Here is a 22,204-nt window from a genome sequence, read left to right as displayed (position 1 = left end):
GCCCTGGCTGTCGGTGAACACCTCGGTGATCGTGGTCTTAAGCGACGCTTGCGGATCGGGAGCCTTCAGGCGGGCCTGGTGGTAGAAGAACGTGGACCGGGCGAGCCCGGCGACGTCCAGCAGGACGCTCAGCGGATACTCGGCCTTGAGGGAGATGACGGCCTGGACCTTCACCGTCGTCCCTGTTCCCTCAAGGCCCGCAGTTTTCCCAGATAGGCCACCTCCGCACGCAACCGCTCGTTCTCCCGACGTAACCGTTCCACCTCCGGAGTATCCGGTAGTGGCGGGGCCTCGGACTTACGCGGCCTGCCTTTGGGCTTCGGGCGCAACGCATCAGCACCCTCCTCGCGGTAGGCCCGTACCCACTTCTGCAGCACCCGAGGCGAGGACAAGCCGGCCTCCACTGCCAAATCCGGGCCGGTCTCGCCCGCGAGGAACCGTTCGACCAAGGCGAGTTTGAACTCGAAAGAGTACGACGTTGGCGGCTGGGTCATCAAAACTCCTCGACCATGAATCCTCCACCGCAAGTAGAGGCCCCGAACCGGCGGCCGGGGCACACCCAGCAGACCGGCTGTCGCCCTAGCCGCGATGCCCTTCTCGAACCACGCTACAGCGGCCTCACGCTGGACCTCACACAACGAACTAGACGCACCCATAAAACTGCTCCCCACAAATCGGAACTGAATATTCCAGTCCAACTTCCGGGGAGCAGTTCAGGAAGTGAGGGAGCGTCGGTTACTTGGCCTTGCCCAGGAAGTCCTGCAGGCGGGCCACGCCGGTGGCGAGGTCGTCGTCGCCGAGCGCGTAGGAGAGCCGCAGGTAGCCGGACGGACCGAAAGCTTCACCGGGAACCACGGCAACCTCAACTTCGTCGAGGATCAGCGCTGCGAGCTCTGCGGAGGTTGCGGGGCTGACGGGACCGTTCGCCGTCGGGAATTGCTTGCCCAGCAGCGCGCGGACGTCCGCGTAGACGTAAAAGGCTCCCTTCGGCGTCGGGCATTCAACGCCCTCAATGGCGTTCAGGCCGGCCACGATGGCCTTGCGGCGGCGGTCGAAGGCGACCTTCATCTCGTCGACGGCGGTCAGCGGACCGGAGACGGCGGCGAGGGCCGCGATCTGCGGGATGTTGGACACGTTGGACGTGGCGTGGGACTGCAAATTGGTGGCGGCCTTGATGACGTCGGCCGGGCCGATCATCCAGCCCACGCGCCATCCGGTCATGGCGTATGTCTTGGCAACGCCGTTGAGGATGACCACCTTGTCGCCCAGTTCGGGGGCTGCGGTGGCGATGGAGGTGAAGGGGACGCCGTCGTAGGTCAGGTGCTCGTAGATCTCATCGGTGACAACCCAGAGGCCCTTGGCGGCAGCCCACTTTCCGATCTCCGCCACCTGCTCCGGGGAGTACACCGATCCAGTGGGGTTGGACGGGGAGACGAAGAGCAGGATCTTGGTGCGGTCCGTCACGGCAGCCTCCAGCTGCTCCACGGTCACGAGGTAATCCTGTTCGGGGCCCGCGAAGACTTCCACCGGCACGCCGCCGGCCAGCCGGATGGCTTCCGGGTACGTGGTCCAGAAAGGTGTGGGAACAATCACTTCGTCGCCCGGATCCACCAGCGTGGCGAACGTGTTGTAGACCGCCTGCTTGCCCCCGTTGGTGACAAGCACCTGGGAGGGGTCGGCCTTGTAGCCGGAGTCCCGGAATGTCTTCTCGGCGATGGCGTTCTTCAGCTCCGGCAGCCCGCCGGCGGGGGAGTAGCGGTGGTACTTTGGCTGGCCCGCGGCTTCGATGGCGGCCTTGACGATGTAGTCCGGAGTGGGAAAGTCGGGCTCGCCTGCGCCGAAGCCGATCACCGGCCGGCCGGCCGCCTTCAGCGCCTTGGCCTTGGCGTCAACAGCCAGGGTGGCGGATTCGGCAATGGCGGAAATGCGCTGGGAAACGCGGGCGGAAGACATGGCAGGTCCGTTCTTCGCTTGCAGCTTGGTAGCTGAATGGTGGGATTCGACGGAATCTACTCTATGCTGTTCACCGGATCGTTCGAGGTGGGGCGCGGGTATGTGACCGCAGTCCAGCGAGGCTCCTTCGTCTCAGAACGGTCCGGAAAGTGGCTGGTTCGACGTAAGCGAAGTTCTTGCGTAGACTGGTTCACCGGTGTTGAAAACACGATGATGGCGTGCGCCTCAGGGAAGCCTGGGCAGACGTGGTTGGGTTTTCACTCCACGGACCAGTTTTGGTCCATAGGGTAGTGGCGCAATTGGTAGCGCAGCGGTCTCCAAAACCGCAGGTTGCAGGTTCGAGTCCTGTCTGCCCTGCGCAAGCTGTTCCGGCGGGAAGCCGGAACCAGCGCAGCAACCATGGTTCAGTTCAGAGCCGGGTAATCCGACATTTGCGAGGATGAGTGAGGACCAGGTGACCGAAACAGCTGCAAGCAGCTCCAAGGGCCGCCCCGCAAAGAAGGCCGAAAAGGCCGGCTTCTTCGCTCGCATGGCACTCTTCGTCCGCCAGGTCATCGGCGAACTGAAGAAGGTCGTCGCGCCGACCCGCAAGGAACTGATCAACTACACGCTCGTGGTGCTCGTATTCGTGGTCATCATGATGGTCATCGTCACCTTGCTGGACCTGGGATTTGGTACCGCGGTGAGCTGGATCTTCGGCGGTACGGCCCCCTCGGACCGCTAAGGCGACCGGTCCGCAGACTGCGCGGGCCCTTCCGGAATTCGGAAGGAGCTGCGGAGTGTGCGGAATTGAGCCATTTAAATAGGCATGTTAGGCAATGAGGAAGCAGGAGACCAAGTGTCTGAGCACAAGCTCGAGGTAACTGAGACTGAGCTGGATGAAACCCAGAACCCGGCGGCTGAGACCGCTGAGGGGTCTGAGGTTGAGTCTGCTGCACCCGAATTCGACGGCGCTGCTGACGCCGCCTCAGACGCCGACGAAGCCGCTGCTGATGAAGCAGGCGCTGACGAGGCAAGCGACGAAGCCGGCGCTGACGGCGAAGACTCGGATGCCCTGGCCGCCGCCGCCGCAAAGGCCGAGGTCGATCCTGCAGAAGAATTCAAGGCGAAGCTGCGCCGCCAGGAGGGTGACTGGTACGTCATCCACTCCTACGCCGGTTACGAGAACCGCGTGAAGGCCAACCTTGAGACGCGCATCCAGACCCTGGACATGGAAGATTACATCTTCGAAATCCAGGTGCCCATGGAGGAAGTCGTTGAGATCAAGAACGCCCAGCGCAAGGTGATCAACCGCGTCCGCATCCCCGGCTACGTCCTGGTCCGCATGGACCTGACCGACGCTTCGTGGGGCGCCGTCCGCCACACCCCGGGTGTCACCGGCTTCGTGGGCAACGCCCACAATCCCGTGCCGCTGCGCCTGGACGAGGTCTTCTCCATGCTCGCGCCGGTCTTCGAAGAGGAGCAGGCCGAGAAGGGCAAGCCCGCCAAGCAGCCTTCCGCTCCGGTGAACGTCGACTTCGAGGTCGGCGAGTCCGTCATCGTGAAGGAAGGCCCGTTCGAAACCCTTCCCGCCACGATCTCCGAAATCAAGGTGGACTCCCAGACCCTCGTGGTGCTGGTCTCCATCTTCGAGCGCGAGACGCCGGTCACCCTGGGCTTCAACCAGGTCACCAAGATCTAGCACCGTTACAGATTTCGTCCCGGACTGTTCGCTTTAGCAGTTCGAGGACGGCCGGCCGCCTCGCCATGGCGGTCAACCACCTGAGGCACGCTCCTGTGCCCCAGGACGCATTTGAGAGAAGGACCCTACATTGGCTCCCAAGAAGAAGGTCACCGGCCTCATCAAGCTGCAGATCCAGGCAGGTGCCGCTAACCCGGCCCCGCCGATCGGTCCTGCGCTTGGCCAGCACGGTGTCAACATCATGGAATTCTGCAAGGCGTACAACGCTGCGACGGAAGCCCAGCGCGGAAACGTTATCCCCGTTGAGATCACGGTCTACGAAGACCGTTCTTTCACGTTCATCACCAAGACCCCGCCGGCTGCAGAGCTCATCAAGAAGGCTGCAGGCGTCGCCAAGGGTTCGGCTACCCCGCACACCGTCAAGGTTGCCAAGCTGACCCAGGCCCAGGTCAACGAGATCGCCTCCACCAAGATGGAAGACCTCAACGCCACGAGCCTCGAAGGCGCCGCGAAGATCATCGCCGGCACCGCCCGCTCCATGGGCATCACCGTCGAGGGTTAATTCCCTCGCGCTGATGCGGCGCCGGTTTCGGAAAACCGAGAACGACGCCGGACAGCACCGCCGGGATAACCGGCACCACTGAAACATTGAAATGCCGCAAGTCCCGTACGAATACGTACAGCCGGACTCGCGGCTGTGGCAGGGCCCAGCGCGGTCCGCAGACCACAACTGCACAAGGAGAAATAAGCAGCATGGCAAAGCGCAGCAAAGCATATGAGGCAGCCGTAGCCAAGATCGAGGCAAACAAGGTTTACGCCCCGTTCGAGGCCATCAGCCTGACGAAGGAAATCAACCCTTCGAAGTTCGACGCAACCGTTGAGGTCGCTTTCCGCCTGGGCGTTGACCCGCGTAAGGCCGACCAGATGGTCCGTGGCACCGTCAACCTGCCGCACGGCACCGGTAAGACCGCCCGCGTCCTCGTTTTCGCGACCGGTGACAAGGCTGAAGCAGCAATCGCTGCCGGCGCCGACTTCGTTGGTTCCGACGACCTGATCGAAAAGATCTCCGGCGGCTGGACCGACTTCGACGCCGCCGTCGCCACCCCTGACCTCATGGGCAAGGTTGGCCGCCTCGGTAAGGTCCTCGGCCCGCGTAACCTCATGCCGAACCCGAAGACCGGTACCGTGACCGCTGACGTCACCAAGGCTGTCAACGACATCAAGGGTGGAAAGATCGACTTCCGCGTCGACAAGCACTCCAACCTGCACTTCATCATCGGCAAGGTCTCGTTCGACGCCGTCAAGCTGGCTGAGAACTACGCAGCTGCCTTGGAAGAGGTGCTTCGTCTGAAGCCGTCCGCTTCCAAGGGCCGCTACATCCAGAAGGCAACCGTTGCCACCACGTTCGGTCCCGGCATCACCGTCGACCCCAACGTCACCAAGGTGCTGACCGAGGCCTAAACCTCGCGAAACCACTTACAGGAAGACCGCCCGGCATTGCGCCGGGCGGTCTTTTTGTTTTACCGGCCGGGGTTCAGGCCGGGCAGGCGGAGCGGAAGCCACTCTGGAACCGGCCGGGCCTCGAAGCTAGGCTGAGCCCGTGACGACGACACCCTCATACCGCATCGATCCCCTGGTCCTGCCCGCGTCCCTGGATGCCCCGGATGCCGCGGACTTCCTTGAGTTCAGCGACCTCAGCGATGCTCTCGTGCTGGAGACCTGGGGCAACCTGGACCGTGCCATGCCGCGCAGGGCCCGGCTTGAGGCCTGGCGTGACGACGAGTACGAGCAGGTGCGGCTCTTCTTCGTCAGGCTGGACGGCAACATGGTGGCGAGGTCCTGGATCAGGCTGCCGCTGAAGGAAGACCTCGCGGACGCGTATGTCAGGGTGGACGTCCGCAGGGAGTTCAGCGGGCGGGGCATCGGCCAGGCGCTGCTGCGGCACATCGAGGCGCTGGCTGCGGAGCAGGGGCGCAGTACCTTGCAGAGCTTCACTGAACATGCTCCCGGATTTGATGCGGACGGTGCGGGGATCCTGAGGCCCGGAACGGGCACGGGCGCTGTGCCCGCTGCGTCCCGCGGGGTGAAATTCGCCGTGGCGGCGGGCTACACGCTCGAGCAGGTGACGCGCTTCAGCGCGCTGGACATGCCGCCGTCGGACGCGGTCCTGGACGCGCTGGAACGAGAGGCCTCCGCTCTCGCCGGGGATCAGTACGAGATCCTCGGCTGGAAGGACAGCTGCCCGGACGAATACGTGGACCAGATGGCCGTGCTCATGTCCAGGATGAGCACGGACACCCCGGCGGGCGCCCTTCACTATGACCCGGAAGTGTGGGATGCCAAGCGCGTGCGGCACGTCGAGGACGAGTGGAAGCGGACGGGCCAGGAGTCGCTGGTGGCGGTGGCCCGGCACAGGGCGGGCGGAGAGCTCGCCGCCTTCTCCGTGCTGCAGTTTTCGGACGAGAAGCCGTGGCTGGCAGAACAGGACGACACCTTGGTAGCGAGGGATCACCGGGGAAAGCGGCTGGGCATGCTGGTCAAGGTCGCCAACCTGCGGCGGCTGGCTCGGGAGCACCCTTCCGTGGAACGCGTCCTCACGTTCAACGCCGCCGAGAATCAGCACATGCTGGCCATCAACGAGGCCCTTGGTTTCTGGCCCGCCGGGTACGACGGCGAGTGGCAGCGCCGCCGTTAGCCAACTTATGTACCGGCAACCGGTACTCTGCGGGGGCTCAGGCCTTAGCCTAGGAGGGTGAGAGGCGGAAACGGCTGGGAAGATGCCCCTGCGACCAGTGATGTGCGGATTGAGCAGTTGTTCATACCAAGCTCCATTGATGCGCCCGACGCTGCGGATTTTCTTGCCGCCGTGGAGGTGAGCCGCAAGGTCCGGATGCAGACGTGGGGGAGTGATGACCTCGCCTACGCGCCCTTGGAGAAGCTCCTTGAGCTGGACGATCCCTACGAGCGCCAGGTCATCCTGGTGGCCAAGGTCGACGGCGAGATCGTCGGCATCGCGGATATTGCCCTGCCCCTGACCGACAACCTGGACCTGGCCGAGTTCACCCTCGACATCCTGCCCGAGTACCAGGGGCAGGGAGTGGGGCGGCAGCTGCTGGAAGCGGCGGAGGCATTCGCCCGCGACGAGGGGCGGACCAGGATCTTGATCGACACCAACCATCCCGGGGCATCGCTGCATGAGTTCGACGCCGACCAGCTGGTGCCCGGGTCCGGCCAGGGCTTCGTGCCGCTCGGCAGCAGGGAAGTCGAGTTCGCCCGCCGTACCGGCTACACGCTCCAGCACATCGAGCAGTTCAGTGCCTGCTCCCTGCCTCTTGACACCAAACTCGTGGCGGAACTCGAGGCCGAGGCGCAGGAGGCCAACAACGGCCGGTACCGCCTGCACCATTGGACGGACCGTTGCCCGGACCGTTGGCTGGAGTCTGTTGCTGCACTCGAGAACCAGGCCGGCGGGGGTGCCTTGCCCATTGCCGGCGGCGGGGACGACGGTATGGTCCTGGACGCCCGTATCCTGCGTGAAGCGGAGGACGTGACCATAGCGCAGGGACGGCGGACGGTGGTGACCGCCGTCGAACACATCGCCACGGAAACGCTTGTGGGGCTGACCACCATCAGTGTCCTGGCTCAGCGGCAGGATGTCGTTTTCCAGGACGACACCGTGGTGCTGCAGGAACACCGCGGCAACAAGCTCGGCCTGCTCATCAAGGTGGCCAACATGGAGCGGCTCACGGAGCAGTTCCCGGATGCGCGTGTTATTTACACCTGGAATGCGCCGGAAAACCGGTACCTCCTGACGGTCAACCGCCAGTTGGGGTTCACGACGGCGGGAGTCACCGGGATCTGGCAGAAGGAACTTCCTGACCTGGGACCCAGCAGGAGCTAGGCCGCCGATTTGGAGGTCGGCAGGCCGTCCCGTAAGCTTGAAATACCAAAGACCGTCGGTTGTTGGAAATCCACTCTTTCGAGCTCAGCTCAACTCTGCAGTTGTGTGCGGAAGAGCCAGTGGGTTTCTGGACGAAGGACCCTGAACATAGGGCGGCCGGCGCAGGTGAACGAAGCAAAGTTCCGCGGTTCTGACCGCGTTGAGCCAAGCCCCGTGCATCTGCGCGGGGCGTTTTTAGTTTTAGCTCACTTGAGCGGGGACCCGGAATACCGGCACTATCCCCGGAAGGAGGGTTATGGCAACGCCTACCAAGGTTTCAGCAGTAGCTGAGATCACTAACGATTTCAAGGAATCGAACGCCGCTGTCCTGACCGAATACCGTGGGCTCACCGTTGCACAGCTCAAGCAGCTGCGTGTTTCTCTCGGCCAGGACACCAAGTTCGCGGTCGTCAAGAACACCCTGACCGCCATTGCAGCCAAGGAAGCTGGTGTCGAAGCATTCGACGGCCAGCTCGCCGGCCCCACTGCAATCGCGTTCATCAAGGGTGACGCAGTTGCAGCTGCCAAGAGCCTGACGGATTTTGCCAAGGCCAACAAGCAGCTGGTCATCAAGACCGGTTACTTCGAGGGCAAGGCACTGAACGCCAGCGAAGTTGCTGCCCTGGCAGCACTCGAGTCCCGCGAGCTGCAGCTCGCCAAGGTTGCAGGCATCCTCAAGGCCCCTGCTGCCGCTGCTGCACGCATCATCGACGCACTGCGCCTCAAGCTTGAAGAAGAGAACGGTGCTCCGGCTGAAGCCGCAGCCCCCGCCGCTGAAGAAGCTCCCGCCGCAGAAGCAGCAGCAGAGGCTCCGGCCGAAGCCGCTGCCGAAGAGAACTAACTCTCTCCCAAACAGACTCCGGTGGAACGGAACGGCATCAAGCCGCCGCCCACCACTATAGGAAGGACGCCAACCATGGCGAAGCTCACCAACGAAGAGCTCATTGAAGCTTTCAAGGAACTGACCATCATCGAGCTCTCCGAGTTCGTCAAGCTCTTCGAAGAGACCTTCGAAGTTACCGCTGCTGCTGTTGCTGTTGCCGGCCCCGCTGCCGGTGGCGCTGCAGAAGAAGCTGAAGAGAAGACTGACTTCGACGTCGTCCTCGAAGCTGCTGGCGACAAGAAGATCGCAGTGATCAAGGAAGTCCGCGCCATCACCTCCCTCGGCCTCAAGGAAGCCAAGGACCTGGTTGACAGCGCTCCCAAGGCTGTTCTCGAAGGCGCCACCAAGGAAGCTGCCGAGAAGGCAAAGGCTCAGCTCGAAGAAGCTGGCGCCACCGTTACCCTCAAGTAACAACTGCTTCACGAGGAATCCCCGTCCACTCCGGTGGGCGGGGATTCCTGCGTTTAACCCCAAGTAGGTCGCACTTCAGGTCGTTCCCAGCGCTGGGAACGACCTGAACTGCGACCTACTTGGGGTTGAGACTAGTTGGGGTCGCTGATGTCGGCCACCACGGCGCCGAGCGAGGCGACGAGCGCGTCCGCGTCCACGAACGCGCTGTAGCCATGCTGGCCGGCGCCCATGGAGATGCGGCGGCCGGCAAGGGTCTGATCGGCATAGACCGGCCAGGGCGTCGTGCTGCCGAGCGGGGTTATAGTTCCGCGCTCATAACCCGTGGCTTCCAGTGCCACGTCCGCCGGGGGCATGGAGAGCTTGTTGACTCCCACGAGGCTGCGCAGCTTGGACCAGGAAATCTGGCGGTCACCCGGGATAAGGGCAAACAGGAAGCTGCCGTCCTTGTGCTTCACCACGAGGGACTTCACGATGTCGGCCGGTGTGATGCCGAGGATTAGCGCAGCCTCCTCCAGGCTGTGGGCTGCAAGCCGCTCCACGATTTCGACGTCGAGACCCCGCGCGGCGGCGTCGGTAAGGAAGCGCTCCCTGCCGGCGCCGATCCCGCGGGAGTCGGCTGTGCCGGAGCCGCCGGCCGCAGATAGGGCCTCCATCAGTCCCTGTACAGCAGCAGGGCTTCGCCCTGGCCCCCGCCGCCGCACAGCGCCACCGCCGCCTTGCCCTGGCCGCGGCGCTTCAGCTCGTGCGCGGCGTGCAGTGCAAGCCGGGCTCCGGAGGCGCCGATCGGGTGTCCGAGGGCGATTGCGCCGCCATGCAGGTTGCACTGTTCCAAGGGGTAGTCGAGGTCCTTGAGGGACTGCACGGCAACCGAACCGAACGCCTCGTTGATTTCGATGAAGTCCAGGTCCGCGGTGGTCCAGCCCGCCCGCTCCAGGGCGTTGCGGATCGCGTTGGAGGGCTGGGAGTGCAGGGAGTTGTCCGGCCCTGCCACCTGGCCCGGCTTGCCCACAACCGCCAGGTACTCCAGCCCGTTCTCCTCCGCGAATTTGCGGGACGTCAGGACCAGGGCCGAGGCGCCGTCGGACAGGGGAGAGGAGTTCCCGGCAGTGATGGTGCCGTCCGTGACGAACGCCGCGCGCAGTCCCGCGAGGGACTCGATGGAGGCGTCGGGGCGGACGCCCTCGTCCGTGGAGACCACCAGCGGGTCGCCCTTGCGCTGCTTGACGCTGATCGGTGCGATCTCCTCGTCGAAAACGCCATTCTTGGAAGCGATGGCCGCGCGCTGGTGGGAGTGCGCCGCAACGTTGTCCTGCGAGGTCCGGTCGATGCCGAGGACCAGGTTCTTGCTTTCCGTGGAGAGGCCCATCGAGTGCCCGTCAAAGGCATCGGTCAGGCCGTCATGCGCGGCGACGTCGAGTGCCTGGATGGCGCCGTAGGTCCAGCCCTGCCGCGATCCGGGCAGCAGATGCGGGGCGCGGGTCATGGATTCCTGGCCGCCCGCGACGACGACGGCCGCGTCACCGCTGCGAATCATCCTCGCTGCATCGATCACGGCCGTCAGTCCCGAGAGGCACACCTTGTTGATGGTCACTGTGGGCACGTTCCAGCCGATGCCCGCACCAATCGAACTCTGCCGCGCAGGGTTCTGGCCGGCGCCCGCCTGCAGCACCTGGCCCATGATGACTGCCTCGACCTGGTCTGCCCTTAGTCCGCTGGCGGCCAGGGCCGCCTTGATCGCATGGGTCCCGAGTTCGACGGCGGTGAAGCTCGCCAGCTGCCCGTTGAGACGGCCCTGCGGGGTGCGTGCACCGGACAGGATGACAACGTCGCTGTTGTCTGCGGAGTTGCTCATTGTTTATCTCTTCCGATCTGGGGCGATATACGTCTAGGTTATCGTGACGGGAATCACCTGGGCATCCACTGCGTCCTGCACATCCCGGTGGGAAGTGCTGGTCCCGCAGGGAGTGATGCTGACGGTGACGCTGAAAAGCGGTGCTTGCAATACGAACCGAAGTGGGGTAGACACGCAGGGGGTTTTGCCGTATCGTAGATATTTGCGTCTTCCCTGTTTACCTTCAGCCTTCATATAGCGGTGGGCTTCTCCTGCAGCTGCTCCATCAATGTGCCGTGTACAACGTCACCAGCATGGGCAGACCAGGTCCCGGGTCATATAGCGGAACCGGATGGTAGCACTGCGAAGTCACTTCGCAGGGTGAAAAGCGGGGGAGATCTGAAAACGCCTGAAGGTCTGTGGAAGGATCCCTCTTGGTCGCCTCGAGCACCTCTAATGAAAACAACGCTACCGCTATCAATGCCGAAAGCACCGACGGTGCCACTCGCCGGCTCTCATTCGCAAAAATTCACGAACCTCTTGACGTTCCGAATCTGCTCGCACTGCAGACGGACAGCTTCGACTGGCTGGTCGGAAATGAACGCTGGCAGGCTCGCGTAGCGAAAGCCGTCGAAGAAGGCGACCTCAGCGTCGCCACCACCTCCGGTCTTTCCGACATCTTCGAAGAGATCTCCCCGATTGAGGATTTCCAGGGCACCATGTCCCTGAGCTTCTCCGATCCGGAGTTCGCTGACCCGAAGTACACCATGGCCGAATGCAAGGACCGGGACGCTACATACTCGGCACCCCTGTACGTCAAGGCCGAATTCATGAACAACAACACGGGCGAAATCAAGCAGCAGACCGTGTTCATGGGTGACTTCCCGCTGATGACCGAGAAGGGCACCTTCGTCGTCAACGGCACCGAGCGTGTCGTCGTTTCCCAGCTGGTCCGTTCCCCGGGCGCTTACTTCGAGCGCGCCGCTGACAAGACCAGCGACAAGGACATCTTCACCGCAAAGATCATTCCGTCCCGCGGTGCCTGGTTCGAGCTCGAAATCGACAAGCGCGACCAGGTCGGCGTTCGCCTCGACCGCAAGCGCAAGCAGTCCGTCACGGTACTGCTGAAGGCCCTCGGCTGGACCGAAGGCCAGATCCTCGAGGAGTTCGGCCAGTACGACTCCATGCGTGCAACGCTGGAGAAGGACGCCACCGAAACCCGCGAAGACGCCCTCCTGGACATCTACCGCAAGCTGCGTCCGGGCGAGCCGCCCACCGTTGAGGCTGCCCAGTCCCTGCTGGACAACCTGTACTTCAACTCCAAGCGCTACGATCTGGCCAAGGTTGGCCGCTACAAGATCAACCGCAAGCTTGGCATCGACCGCTCCCTTGGCGACAAGGAAGCGTCGGTCCTGCACGTTGAAGACATCGTCGCCATGATCAAGTTCCTCGTCGCGCTGCACGCCGGCGAGAAGACCCTCATGGGCAAGCGCGACGGCGAAGACCACGAGCTGCGCGTCGAGATCGATGACATCGACCACTTCGGCAACCGCCGCATCCGCGCCGTCGGCGAACTGATCGAGAACCAGGTCCGCACCGGCCTGTCCCGCATGGAGCGCGTCGTCCGCGAACGCATGACCACGCAGGACGTCGAGGCCATCACGCCGCAGACCCTGATCAACATCCGTCCCGTCGTGGCAGCCATCAAGGAGTTCTTCGGAACTTCCCAGCTGTCCCAGTTCATGGACCAGAACAACCCGCTCTCGGGCCTGACCCACAAGCGCCGTCTTTCGGCGCTGGGCCCCGGCGGCCTGTCCCGTGACCGCGCAGGCATGGAAGTCCGAGACGTCCACCCGTCCCACTACGGACGTATGTGCCCCATCGAAACCCCTGAAGGCCCGAACATCGGTCTGATCGGTTCGCTGGCATCCTACGGCCGCATCAACCCGTTTGGTTTCATCGAGACGCCATACCGTCTCGTCAAGGACGGCGTCGTTTCCGATGACGTCCAGTACCTGACGGCCGACGACGAGGCGGAGGTCCTGATCGCACAGGCCAACGCTCCGCTCGACGAGAACAAGCGCTTCGCTGAAGAGACCGTCCTGGTCCGTGCACGCGGTGGTGGAGGCGAGCCCGTGCTCGTTCCCGCCGAGGACGTGCAGTTCATGGACGTTTCCCCGCGCCAGATGGTGTCCGTGGCAACCGCCCTGATCCCGTTCCTCGAGCACGACGACGCCAACCGCGCACTCATGGGTGCGAACATGCAGCGCCAGGCTGTGCCGCTGGTCCGTTCCGAGGCCCCGTTCGTGGGTACCGGCATGGAGCGCGCCGCTGCCGTTGACGCCGGTGACGTTGTCATCGCGAAGAAGGCCGGTGTGGTCACCGAGGTCTCCGCTGAGCTCGTTGTCATGCTTAATGACGACGGCACGGAGACCAACTACCGCATCAACAAGTTCGCCCGCTCCAACCAGGGCAACTGCTACAACCACCGCGTTCTGGTGAACGATGGCCAGCGCCTGGAAGTCGGCGGCATCATCGCCGACGGCCCGGCAACGGACCAGGGTGAGCTCGCCCTCGGTAAGAACCTCCTCGTGGCATTCATGTCATGGGAAGGCCACAACTTCGAGGATGCCATCATCCTGTCCCAGCGCATCGTCGCTGAGGACGTCCTTTCCTCCATCCACATCGAGGAGCACGAGATCGATGCCCGCGACACCAAGCTTGGTGCCGAGGAAATCACCCGTGACATCCCCAACGTGTCCGAGGAAGTCCTGGCAGGCCTGGACGAGCGCGGCATCATCCACATCGGTGCCGAGGTTGAAGCCGGCGACATCCTGGTCGGAAAGGTCACCCCCAAGGGTGAAACCGAACTGACCCCGGAAGAGCGCCTGCTTCGCGCCATCTTCGGTGAGAAGTCCCGCGAAGTGCGCGACACCTCCCTGAAGGTTCCGCACGGCGAGTCCGGTACCGTCATCGGCGTGCGCGTCTTCGACCGCGACAACGACGACGAGCTGCCCCCGGGCGTCAACCAGCTGGTCCGCGTCTACGTGGCTGCCAAGCGCAAGATCACCGACGGCGACAAGCTCGCAGGCCGCCACGGCAACAAGGGTGTTATCTCCAAGATCCTTCCGGTCGAGGACATGCCCTTCCTTGCTGACGGAACCCCGGTCGACATCGTCCTGAACCCGCTGGGTGTCCCGGGCCGTATGAACGTCGGCCAGGTTCTCGAGACGCACCTCGGCTGGGTCGCTAAAACCGGCTGGAAGATCGAAGGCGACCCCGAGTGGGCCAAGCAGCTGCCGAACCTGCCGCGCGAAAGTGGCCAGACCACTGTTGCAACGCCGGTCTTCGACGGTGCCCGCGAAGAGGAAATCACGGGCCTGCTGGACTCCACCAACCCGACGCGTGACGGCGACCGCCTGATCGACTCCTCGGGCAAGACCCGCCTGTTTGACGGCCGCTCCGGCGAGCCGTTCCCGGATCCGATCTCGGTCGGCTACATGTACATCCTGAAGCTCCACCACCTGGTGGACGACAAGATCCACGCGCGCTCCACCGGCCCGTACTCCATGATCACGCAGCAGCCGCTGGGTGGTAAGGCTCAGTTCGGCGGCCAGCGCTTCGGTGAAATGGAAGTGTGGGCGCTCGAAGCTTACGGCGCCGCCTACACGCTCCAGGAACTCCTCACGATCAAGTCTGACGACATCCACGGTCGTGTGAAGGTCTACGAAGCGATCGTCAAGGGCGAGAACATCCCCGAGCCGGGCGTTCCTGAGTCCTTCAAGGTCTTGATCAAGGAAATGCAGTCGCTGTGCCTGAACGTGGAAGTGCTTTCCACGGACGGAACCACAATTGAAATGCGTGACTCTGATGACGCAGTCTTCACGGCTGCGGAAGAACTGGGCATCGATCTGTCTCGTGCAGAGCCCAGTTCCGTAGAAGAGGTTTAAGGAGTCCGACGACGGCGGGTGACCGCCCGCCGTCGTCCTCCTCCTTCCTCCTCCCGCAACCAAGACTTCAGAATTTAGAGAACAAGAGAGAACAGGGACCATATGTCCAGCGAATCCTCCTTCGGCCTCATGCAGATCGGCCTCGCCACCGCGGAAGACATCCGCGGCTGGTCGTACGGCGAGGTTAAGAAGCCGGAAACCATCAACTACCGCACGCTCAAGCCCGAGAAGGACGGCCTCTTCTGCGAGAAGATCTTCGGCCCGTCCCGTGACTGGGAATGCTACTGCGGTAAGTACAAGCGCGTGCGCTTCAAGGGCATCATCTGTGAGCGCTGTGGCGTTGAGGTCACCCGCGCCAAGGTCCGCCGTGAGCGCATGGGCCACATCGAACTGGCTGCTCCCGTAACCCACATCTGGTACTTCAAGGGTGTGCCCTCCCGTTTGGGCTACCTCCTTGACCTGGCTCCGAAGGACCTCGAAAAGGTCATCTACTTCGCCGCCTACATGATCACCAGCGTCGATGAGGAAAGCCGCCACGCGGAACTGCCCAACCTTCAGGTTGAGCACGACATCGAGAAGAAGCAGCTGATCGACAACCGCGACTCCGACATCGCCACGATCGCCCGCGACCTCGAGAACGAGCTTGCCCGTCTCGAAGGTGAAGGCGCCAAGGCTGCCGACAAGAAGAAGGCCCGCGACTCCGCCGACCGCCAGATGGCGAACGTCCGCAAGCGTGCCGACGCCGACATCGAGCGCCTCGAGCAGGTCTGGGACCGCTTCAAGAACCTGAAGGTCGCCGACCTCGAAGGTGACGAAGGCCTGTACCGCGAGCTGCGCGACCGCTACGGCATTTACTTCGAAGGCTCCATGGGTGCCGAAGCCATCAAGAAGCGTCTTGAGAACTTCGACATGCAGGCCGAGTCCGACAACCTGCGCGACATCATCGCCAACGGCAAGGGCCAGCGCAAGACCCGCGCCCTGAAGCGCCTGAAGGTGGTCAACGCATTCCTGACCACCAACAACAGCCCGCTCGGCATGGTGCTCGACGCCGTCCCGGTGATCCCGCCGGAACTGCGCCCGATGGTCCAGCTCGACGGCGGCCGCTTCGCGACCTCCGACCTCAACGACCTGTATCGCCGCGTGATCAACCGCAACAACCGACTCAAGCGTCTGCTTGACCTGGGTGCTCCGGAGATCATCGTCAACAACGAGAAGCGCATGCTTCAGGAAGCTGTTGACAGCCTCTTCGACAACGGCCGCCGCGGCCGCCCGGTCACCGGACCGGGCAACCGTCCGCTGAAGTCCCTGAGCGACATGCTCAAGGGCAAGCAGGGCCGTTTCCGCCAGAACCTGCTCGGCAAGCGCGTCGACTACTCCGGCCGTTCGGTCATCGTCGTCGGCCCGCAGCTGAAGCTGCACCAGTGCGGTCTGCCCAAGCAGATGGCCCTGGAGCTCTTCAAGCCGTTCGTGATGAAGCGCCTGGTTGACCTCAACCACGCCCAGAACATCAAGTCGGCCAAGCGCATGGTTGAGCGTTACCGCCCGCAGGTGTGGGACGTGCTCGAAGAGATCATCACCGAACACCCAGTGCTGCTGAACCGTGCACCTACCCTGCACCGCCTCGGCATCCAGGCGTTCGAGCCGCAGCTTGTTGAAGGCAAGGCCATCCAGCTTCACCCGCTGGTTTGTGGCGCCTTCAACGCCGACTTCGACGGTGACCAGATGGCAGTCCACCTGCCGCTGAGCCCCGAAGCCCAGGCTGAGGCGCGCATTCTGATGCTCTCCTCGAACAACATCCTGAAGCCGTCCGACGGCCGTCCCGTGACCCTGCCCTCGCAGGACATGATCATCGGCCTGTACCACCTGACCACCAAGCGTGTTGGTTCAGCAGGTGAAGGCCGCGTCTTCGGTTCGGTGTCCGAGGCCATCATGGCGTTCGACGCACACGAGCTGCACCTGAACTCCCAGGTCAAGATCCGTCTCGAAGGCTTCGTGCCGTACGCCGGCTGGGAAGCTCCCGAAGGCTGGGAGCAGGGTCAGCCCGCACTGGTGGACACCTCCCTGGGCCAGGTTCTCTTCAACGAGACCCTGCCTGAGGACTACCCGTGGGTTGAGGCTGTTGCCGACAAGGGCGAACTGTCCCGCATCGTCAACGACCTGGCCGAGCGCTACCCGAAGGTTGTCACCGCGGCAACGCTGGACAACCTGAAGGACGCCGGTTTCTACTGGGCCACCCGCTCGGGCGTCACGGTTGCCATCTCGGACATCGAGGTGCCCGCTGCCAAGCCGGAGATCCTTGCCGGTTACGAAGAGCGCGCCGCGAAGATCCAGGGCCAGTACGACAAGGGCCTGATCGACGACGACGAGCGTCGCCAGGAACTGATCGAGATCTGGAACAAGGCAACCAACGAGATCGCGCAGGCCATGCGCGACAGCCTGTCGCCGATGAACACCATCAACCGCATGGTGTCCTCCGGTGCACGTGGTAACTGGATGCAGGTCCGTCAGATCGCGGGTATCCGTGGCCTGGTGGCCAACCCGAAGGGTGAGATCATCCCGCGTCCGATCAAGTCCTCCTACCGCGAGGGCCTGTCGGTGCTGGAATACTTCATCGCCACGCACGGCGCCCGTAAGGGTCTGGCCGACACCGCTCTGCGTACCGCCAACTCGGGTTACCTGACCCGTCGTCTCGTGGACGTTTCGCAGGACGTCATCGTCCGCGAAGAGGACTGCGGTACCGAGCGCGGCCTGGTGACGCCGATCGCCGTCGTCGATTCCAACGGTGAACTGATGTTGGACGAGAACGTCGAGAACAGCGCCTACGCCCGCACGCTGGCCGTGGACGTCGTTGACTCCAAGGGCAACGTCCTGGCTCCGGCCGGTACCGACTGCGGTGACGTCGTGATCGCTGAGCTGTTCGCAGCCGGCATCACCGAGGTCAAGGTCCGCTCTGTGCTCACCTGTGAGTCCAGCGTCGGCACCTGCGCCCTGTGCTACGGCCGTTCGCTGGCCACCGGCAAGACCGTGGACATCGGTGAAGCTGTCGGCATCATCGCCGCACAGTCCATCGGTGAGCCCGGCACCCAGCTGACCATGCGTACGTTCCACACCGGTGGTGCTGTTTCCGCCAGCGGTGGCGACGACATCACCCAGGGTCTGCCCCGTATCCAGGAGCTCTTCGAAGCCCGTACTCCGAAGGGTGTGGCGCCGATTGCGGAAGCAGCCGGCCGCATCACCATCGAAGAGTCCGAGCGCCAGATGCGCCTGGTGATCACTCCGGACGACGGTTCCGAAGAGATCGCCTACCCGGTCCTGCGCCGGTCGCGCCTCCTGATCGAGGACGGCCAGCACGTCACGGTGGGCCAGAAGCTCATCAACGGTCCGGTCGACCCGAAGCAGGTCCTGCGCATCATGGGCCCGCGTGCCGCACAGAAGTTCCTCGTGGACGAAGTGCAGGGCGTGTACCGCAGCCAGGGCATTGGCATCCACGACAAGCACGTGGAAGTCATCGTCCGCCAGATGCTGCGCCGCGTTACGGTCATCGAATCCGGCGACTCCGACCTGCTCCCCGGTGAGCTGGCCGAGCGCAGCCGCTTCGAGGACGCCAACCGCCGTGTTGTATCCGAGGGCAAGACTCCGGCTTCCGGACGTCCCGAGCTCATGGGTATCACCAAGGCGTCCCTGGCCACCGAGTCCTGGCTGTCCGCAGCTTCCTTCCAGGAGACCACCCGCGTCCTGACGCAGGCGGCCATGGAAGGCAAGAGCGACCCGCTCCTGGGTCTCAAGGAGAACGTCATCATCGGTAAGCTGATCCCGGCCGGCACGGGCCTCCCGCGCTACACCGAGATCACGGTGGAGCCGACTGAAGAAGCAAAGGCCAACCTGTTCACCGGCCCGAGCGCGTTCAGCGACTTCTCCTACGATTCCCTGGGCGGCGACGGAGCTCCTGAGTTCCACGCCATCCCGCTGGATGACTACGACCTGGGCAACGACTTCCGGTAACCCCGGCCAGTCGCAGCCTGACAGGGATGGTCCCGCACCGAGAGGTGGGGGACCATCCCCGTTTAACCGGCGAACTCCTTGCCGATTAAGGGCTGGGAGCCGTCCATGCTAAACTTGGGACCAATTGTTATTGTGGCAGTGGATGAGTGCGCCGGTTCAGCCGAAAGGCCGGACCAGAGCGACGTTTCCGGTTTGCAGGGTTCTTGTGCAACGTATGCCACATTTTCGCATGCCTAGGGACATTTGGGGCCGAAAGCCACAGTATCCTCCGTGTGCGATCCGACTATCAAGGCTTCGCCTCAGCTGCTCTGGAGACTCCTTCAAAGCTCGGGCGGCGGGGCGAAGAAACAGGAGAGCGGCTGTCAGAGGCCGCTCCGGATAAAACGGAGAACACGAAAGTGCCTACGATTAACCAGCTGGTCCGCAAGGGCCGCACGCCGAAGGTCAAAAAGACCAAGGCTCCCGCGCTTAACGGCAGCCCGATGCGCCGCGGTGTCTGCACCCGCGTCTACACCACCACCCCGAAGAAGCCGAACTCGGCTCTGCGTAAGGTTGCACGTGTGCGCCTCAACGGTGGCATTGAAGTTACCGCCTACATCCCCGGTGTAGGCCACAACCTCCAGGAGCACTCGATTGTGCTCGTTCGTGGTGGTCGTGTGAAGGACCTCCCCGGTGTCCGCTACAAGATCGTCCGCGGCGCCCTCGATACCCAGGGTGTTAAGAACCGTAAGCAGGCCCGCAGCCGCTACGGCGCAAAGATGGAGAAGAAGTAATATGCCTCGCAAGGGTCCGGCCCCGAAGCGGCCGCTCGTATCAGATCCCGTCTACGGCTCCCCGCTGGTCACTCAGCTGATCAACAAGGTGCTGGTTGACGGCAAGAAGTCCACCGCCGAGCGCATCGTTTACGGCGCCCTCGAGGGTGCACGCGCCAAGTCCGGCGGCGACCCCGTTGCTGCCCTCAAGAAGGCAATGGACAACGTCAAGCCTTCCCTCGAGGTCCGCTCCCGCCGTGTCGGTGGCGCAACCTACCAGGTTCCGGTTGAGGTCAAGCCGGGCCGCTCCACCGCCCTCGCCCTGCGTTGGCTGGTCGGCTACTCCAAGGCCCGCCGTGAAAAGACGATGACCGAGCGCCTCCAGAACGAAATCCTGGATGCCTCCAACGGTCTCGGTGCCGCTGTGAAGCGTCGCGAAGACACCCACAAGATGGCCGAGTCCAACAAGGCCTTCGCCCACTACCGCTGGTAAAACTTCCCGTACGCCGCCGGCTCAGACGAGCCGGCGGCGAACGCGTAGTCCATCCGAAAGGGAGACACCGTGGCACAGGACGTGCTTACAGACCTTAGTAAGGTCCGCAACATCGGCATCATGGCCCACATTGATGCCGGCAAGACCACCACCACCGAGCGCATTCTGTTCTACACAGGTGTGAACCACAAGATCGGCGAAACGCACGACGGCGCGTCGACCACCGACTGGATGGAACAGGAAAAGGAACGCGGCATCACCATCACGTCTGCCGCCGTGACCTGCTTCTGGGAAAACAACCAGATCAACATCATCGACACCCCGGGCCACGTGGACTTCACGGTTGAGGTTGAGCGCTCCCTGCGCGTCCTCGACGGTGCAGTTGCCGTCTTCGATGGCAAGGAAGGCGTTGAACCGCAGTCCGAGACCGTTTGGCGCCAGGCTGACAAGTACAACGTTCCGCGTATCTGCTTCGTCAACAAGATGGACAAGCTCGGTGCTGACTTCTACTTCACCGTAGACACCATCATCAGCCGCCTCGGTGCCAAGCCGCTGGTCATGCAGCTGCCGATCGGTGCCGAGAACGACTTCATCGGCGTCGTCGACCTGCTCTACATGCGCGCACTGGTGTGGCCCGGCGATGCCAAGGGTGATGTCACCATGGGCGCCAAGTACGAGATCCGCGAAATCCCGGCAGACCTCCAGGCCAAGGCTGAGGAATACCGGGCCAACCTCGTTGAGGCTGTTGCTGAGTCCTCTGAGGAACTCATGGACAAGTACCTCGAAGGTGAAGAAATCAGCATCGACGAGCTCAAGGCCGGCATCCGCAAGATGACGATCAACTCCGAGATCTACCCGGTCTTCTGTGGTTCTGCATTCAAGAACCGCGGCGTCCAGCCGATGCTCGACGCCGTCGTGGACTACCTGCCGAACCCGCTCGACGTCCCGCCCATGATCGGTCACGATCCGCGCGACGAAGAGAAGGAACTGACCCGTAAGCCTTCTGCGGAAGAGCCGTTCTCGGCTCTGGCGTTCAAGATTGCTGCGCACCCGTTCTTCGGTCAGCTGACCTTCGTCCGCGTGTACTCCGGTCACGTGGAAGCAGGCGCCCAGGTGGTCAACTCCACCAAGGGCAAGAAAGAGCGCATCGGCAAGCTGTTCCAGATGCACGCCAACAAGGAAATGCCCGTTGAGGGCGCTACCGCCGGCCACATCTACGCAGCCATCGGTCTGAAGGACACCACCACGGGCGACACCCTGTGCGATGCCAGCAACCAGATCGTCCTCGAGTCCATGAGCTTCCCGGAGCCCGTGATCTCGGTTGCCATCGAGCCGAACACCAAGGGTGACCAGGAGAAGCTCTCCACGGCCATCCAGAAGCTCTCCGCTGAGGACCCGACCTTCCAGGTCTCCCTCAACGAAGACACCGGCCAGACCATCATCGCCGGCATGGGCGAGCTCCACCTGGACATCCTCGTGGACCGCATGCGCCGCGAGTTCAAGGTTGAGGCCAACGTTGGCAAGCCGCAGGTTGCTTACCGCGAAACCATCAAGCGTGCTGTAGAGCGTCACGACTACACGCACAAGAAGCAGACCGGTGGTTCCGGCCAGTTCGCAAAGATCCAGATTGCGATCGAGCCGCTGGACACCGCTGAAGGCGAGCTGTACGAGTTCGAGAACAAGGTCACTGGTGGCCGTGTTCCGCGCGAATACATCCCGTCGGTGGACGCTGGTATCCAGGATGCGCTGAACGACGGCGTCCTGGCTGGTTACCCGGTCGTCGGCATCAAGGCCACGCTGATTGATGGCGCGTACCACGATGTTGACTCCTCGGAAATGGCGTTCAAGATCGCCGGCCGTATGGCTTTCAAGGAAGCTGCACGCAAGGCGAACCCTGTTCTGCTCGAACCGCTGATGGATGTCGAGGTCCGCACCCCTGAGGAATACATGGGTGAAGTTATCGGTGACCTCAACTCCCGCCGTGGCCAGATGCAGTCCATGGAGGACGCACAGGGCGTCAAGGTCGTCCGTGCACACGTCCCGCTGTCCGGCATGTTCGGCTACATCGGTGACCTGCGCTCCAAGACCCAGGGCCGCGCTGTTTACTCCATGACGTTCAACAGCTACGCCGAGGTCCCGAAGGCAGTTGCCGACGAGATCATCCAGAAGACCCGCGGCGAATAGTCTCCGGACTGCTCACGCGAGCAACTCGGGTGTGTTTCCGGCAACGGCAGCCCACCTGGCGCAGACGGCCGGCCCTGGTTCAGGCCGGAACCGGCCGTCTGTGCGAACAGGCTCTAGGCACTAG

General features: G+C 63.2%; 17 protein-coding genes and 1 tRNA gene. 14 read left to right on the top strand and 4 right to left on the bottom strand.

Going from position 1 to position 22,204, the window contains the following annotated elements:
* Window positions 1-170 precede the first annotated feature (170 nt).
* Both ACIP9X_RS07260 and ACIP9X_RS07255 read right to left on the bottom strand, forming a co-directional pair.
* The gene (locus ACIP9X_RS07260; protein WP_400479035.1) at window positions 171-494 is read right to left on the bottom strand and encodes a helix-turn-helix domain-containing protein; all 324 of its coding nucleotides are present in this window, start codon (window positions 492-494) and stop codon (window positions 171-173) included.
* A gap of 241 nt (window positions 495-735) precedes the next feature.
* Window positions 736-1,953, bottom strand: coding sequence for a pyridoxal phosphate-dependent aminotransferase (locus ACIP9X_RS07255; protein WP_400479034.1), 1,218 nt, complete (start codon window positions 1,951-1,953; stop codon window positions 736-738).
* Window positions 1,954-2,237: 284 nt separating this feature from the next.
* On the opposite strand from ACIP9X_RS07255, the gene ACIP9X_RS07250 reads away from it, so the two are divergent.
* The 9 genes from ACIP9X_RS07250 (at window position 2,238) to rplL (ending at window position 8,868) form a co-directional block, all read left to right on the top strand.
* A tRNA-Trp gene (locus ACIP9X_RS07250) sits at window positions 2,238-2,310 on the top strand.
* An 82-nt stretch (window positions 2,311-2,392) separates the two neighbouring features.
* On the top strand, window positions 2,393-2,677 hold the full coding sequence (gene secE, locus ACIP9X_RS07245; protein ID WP_400479033.1) for a preprotein translocase subunit SecE: 285 nt from the start codon (window positions 2,393-2,395) through the stop codon (window positions 2,675-2,677).
* A gap of 114 nt (window positions 2,678-2,791) precedes the next feature.
* The gene (nusG, locus tag ACIP9X_RS07240) at window positions 2,792-3,634 is read left to right on the top strand and encodes a transcription termination/antitermination protein NusG (protein ID WP_400479032.1); all 843 of its coding nucleotides are present in this window, start codon (window positions 2,792-2,794) and stop codon (window positions 3,632-3,634) included.
* 130 nt (window positions 3,635-3,764) lie between these two features.
* The gene (rplK, locus tag ACIP9X_RS07235) at window positions 3,765-4,196 is read left to right on the top strand and encodes a 50S ribosomal protein L11 (protein ID WP_003803853.1); all 432 of its coding nucleotides are present in this window, start codon (window positions 3,765-3,767) and stop codon (window positions 4,194-4,196) included.
* A 191-nt stretch (window positions 4,197-4,387) separates the two neighbouring features.
* The gene (gene rplA / locus ACIP9X_RS07230; RefSeq protein WP_400479031.1) at window positions 4,388-5,095 is read left to right on the top strand and encodes a 50S ribosomal protein L1; all 708 of its coding nucleotides are present in this window, start codon (window positions 4,388-4,390) and stop codon (window positions 5,093-5,095) included.
* 139 nt (window positions 5,096-5,234) lie between these two features.
* Window positions 5,235-6,329, top strand: a complete 1,095-nt coding sequence (locus tag ACIP9X_RS07225; protein WP_400479030.1) for a GNAT family N-acetyltransferase — start codon at window positions 5,235-5,237, stop codon at window positions 6,327-6,329.
* A gap of 57 nt (window positions 6,330-6,386) precedes the next feature.
* Window positions 6,387-7,535, top strand: coding sequence for a GNAT family N-acetyltransferase (locus tag ACIP9X_RS07220; protein WP_400479029.1), 1,149 nt, complete (start codon window positions 6,387-6,389; stop codon window positions 7,533-7,535).
* A gap of 295 nt (window positions 7,536-7,830) precedes the next feature.
* Window positions 7,831-8,415: a 50S ribosomal protein L10 gene (gene rplJ, locus ACIP9X_RS07215; RefSeq protein ID WP_400479028.1), complete on the top strand. Its 585-nt coding sequence runs from the start codon at window positions 7,831-7,833 to the stop codon at window positions 8,413-8,415.
* 75 nt (window positions 8,416-8,490) lie between these two features.
* Window positions 8,491-8,868 carry a 50S ribosomal protein L7/L12 gene (gene rplL / locus ACIP9X_RS07210; protein WP_400479027.1) on the top strand — a complete coding sequence of 126 codons (378 nt, stop codon included), beginning with the start codon at window positions 8,491-8,493 and terminating at the stop codon, window positions 8,866-8,868.
* A gap of 131 nt (window positions 8,869-8,999) precedes the next feature.
* Here the strand turns inward: rplL and ACIP9X_RS07205 are convergent, their stop codons facing one another.
* Window positions 9,000-9,521, bottom strand: coding sequence for an aminoacyl-tRNA deacylase (locus ACIP9X_RS07205; protein ID WP_400479026.1), 522 nt, complete (start codon window positions 9,519-9,521; stop codon window positions 9,000-9,002).
* A complete protein-coding gene (locus tag ACIP9X_RS07200; protein ID WP_400479025.1) occupies window positions 9,521-10,720 on the bottom strand; it encodes an acetyl-CoA C-acetyltransferase in 1,200 nt (399 codons plus the stop codon). Before ACIP9X_RS07200 ends, ACIP9X_RS07205 begins: the two co-directional genes overlap by 1 nt.
* Before the next feature lie 413 nt (window positions 10,721-11,133).
* Between ACIP9X_RS07200 and rpoB the strand changes: the two genes are divergently transcribed.
* From rpoB to fusA, 5 genes are all read left to right on the top strand, one after another.
* Window positions 11,134-14,649, top strand: a complete 3,516-nt coding sequence (gene rpoB / locus ACIP9X_RS07195; protein ID WP_400479024.1) for a DNA-directed RNA polymerase subunit beta — start codon at window positions 11,134-11,136, stop codon at window positions 14,647-14,649.
* Window positions 14,650-14,751: 102 nt separating this feature from the next.
* Window positions 14,752-18,651, top strand: coding sequence for a DNA-directed RNA polymerase subunit beta' (locus ACIP9X_RS07190; RefSeq protein WP_400479023.1), 3,900 nt, complete (start codon window positions 14,752-14,754; stop codon window positions 18,649-18,651).
* A gap of 398 nt (window positions 18,652-19,049) precedes the next feature.
* A complete protein-coding gene (gene rpsL, locus ACIP9X_RS07185; protein ID WP_018773658.1) occupies window positions 19,050-19,424 on the top strand; it encodes a 30S ribosomal protein S12 in 375 nt (124 codons plus the stop codon).
* 1 nt (window position 19,425) lies between these two features.
* Window positions 19,426-19,896, top strand: coding sequence for a 30S ribosomal protein S7 (rpsG, locus tag ACIP9X_RS07180; RefSeq protein WP_003803829.1), 471 nt, complete (start codon window positions 19,426-19,428; stop codon window positions 19,894-19,896).
* Window positions 19,897-19,965: 69 nt separating this feature from the next.
* On the top strand, window positions 19,966-22,080 hold the full coding sequence (gene fusA / locus ACIP9X_RS07175; protein ID WP_400479022.1) for an elongation factor G: 2,115 nt from the start codon (window positions 19,966-19,968) through the stop codon (window positions 22,078-22,080).
* Window positions 22,081-22,204 lie beyond the last annotated feature (124 nt).

Source organism: Arthrobacter sp. NPDC093125 (assembly GCF_044754225.1).
Classification (GTDB): domain Bacteria; phylum Actinomycetota; class Actinomycetes; order Actinomycetales; family Micrococcaceae; genus Arthrobacter.
This window is presented reverse-complemented; position numbering and strand designations above follow the sequence as displayed.

Excerpts from the sequence above, each read along its gene's own strand:
- ACIP9X_RS07260 (WP_400479035.1), bottom strand. The coding sequence starts at position 494 with ATGACCCAGCCGCCAACGTCGTACTCTTTCGAGTTCAAACTCGCCTTG.
- ACIP9X_RS07255 (WP_400479034.1), bottom strand. The coding sequence starts at position 1,953 with ATGTCTTCCGCCCGCGTTTCCCAGCGCATTTCCGCCATTGCCGAATCC.
- secE (WP_400479033.1), top strand. The coding sequence starts at position 2,393 with ATGAGTGAGGACCAGGTGACCGAAACAGCTGCAAGCAGCTCCAAGGGC.
- rplA (WP_400479031.1), top strand. The coding sequence starts at position 4,388 with ATGGCAAAGCGCAGCAAAGCATATGAGGCAGCCGTAGCCAAGATCGAG.
- rplJ (WP_400479028.1), top strand. The coding sequence starts at position 7,831 with ATGGCAACGCCTACCAAGGTTTCAGCAGTAGCTGAGATCACTAACGAT.
- rplL (WP_400479027.1), top strand. The coding sequence starts at position 8,491 with ATGGCGAAGCTCACCAACGAAGAGCTCATTGAAGCTTTCAAGGAACTG.
- ACIP9X_RS07205 (WP_400479026.1), bottom strand. The coding sequence starts at position 9,521 with ATGGAGGCCCTATCTGCGGCCGGCGGCTCCGGCACAGCCGACTCCCGC.
- ACIP9X_RS07200 (WP_400479025.1), bottom strand. The coding sequence starts at position 10,720 with ATGAGCAACTCCGCAGACAACAGCGACGTTGTCATCCTGTCCGGTGCA.
- ACIP9X_RS07190 (WP_400479023.1), top strand. The coding sequence starts at position 14,752 with ATGTCCAGCGAATCCTCCTTCGGCCTCATGCAGATCGGCCTCGCCACC.
- rpsG (WP_003803829.1), top strand. The coding sequence starts at position 19,426 with ATGCCTCGCAAGGGTCCGGCCCCGAAGCGGCCGCTCGTATCAGATCCC.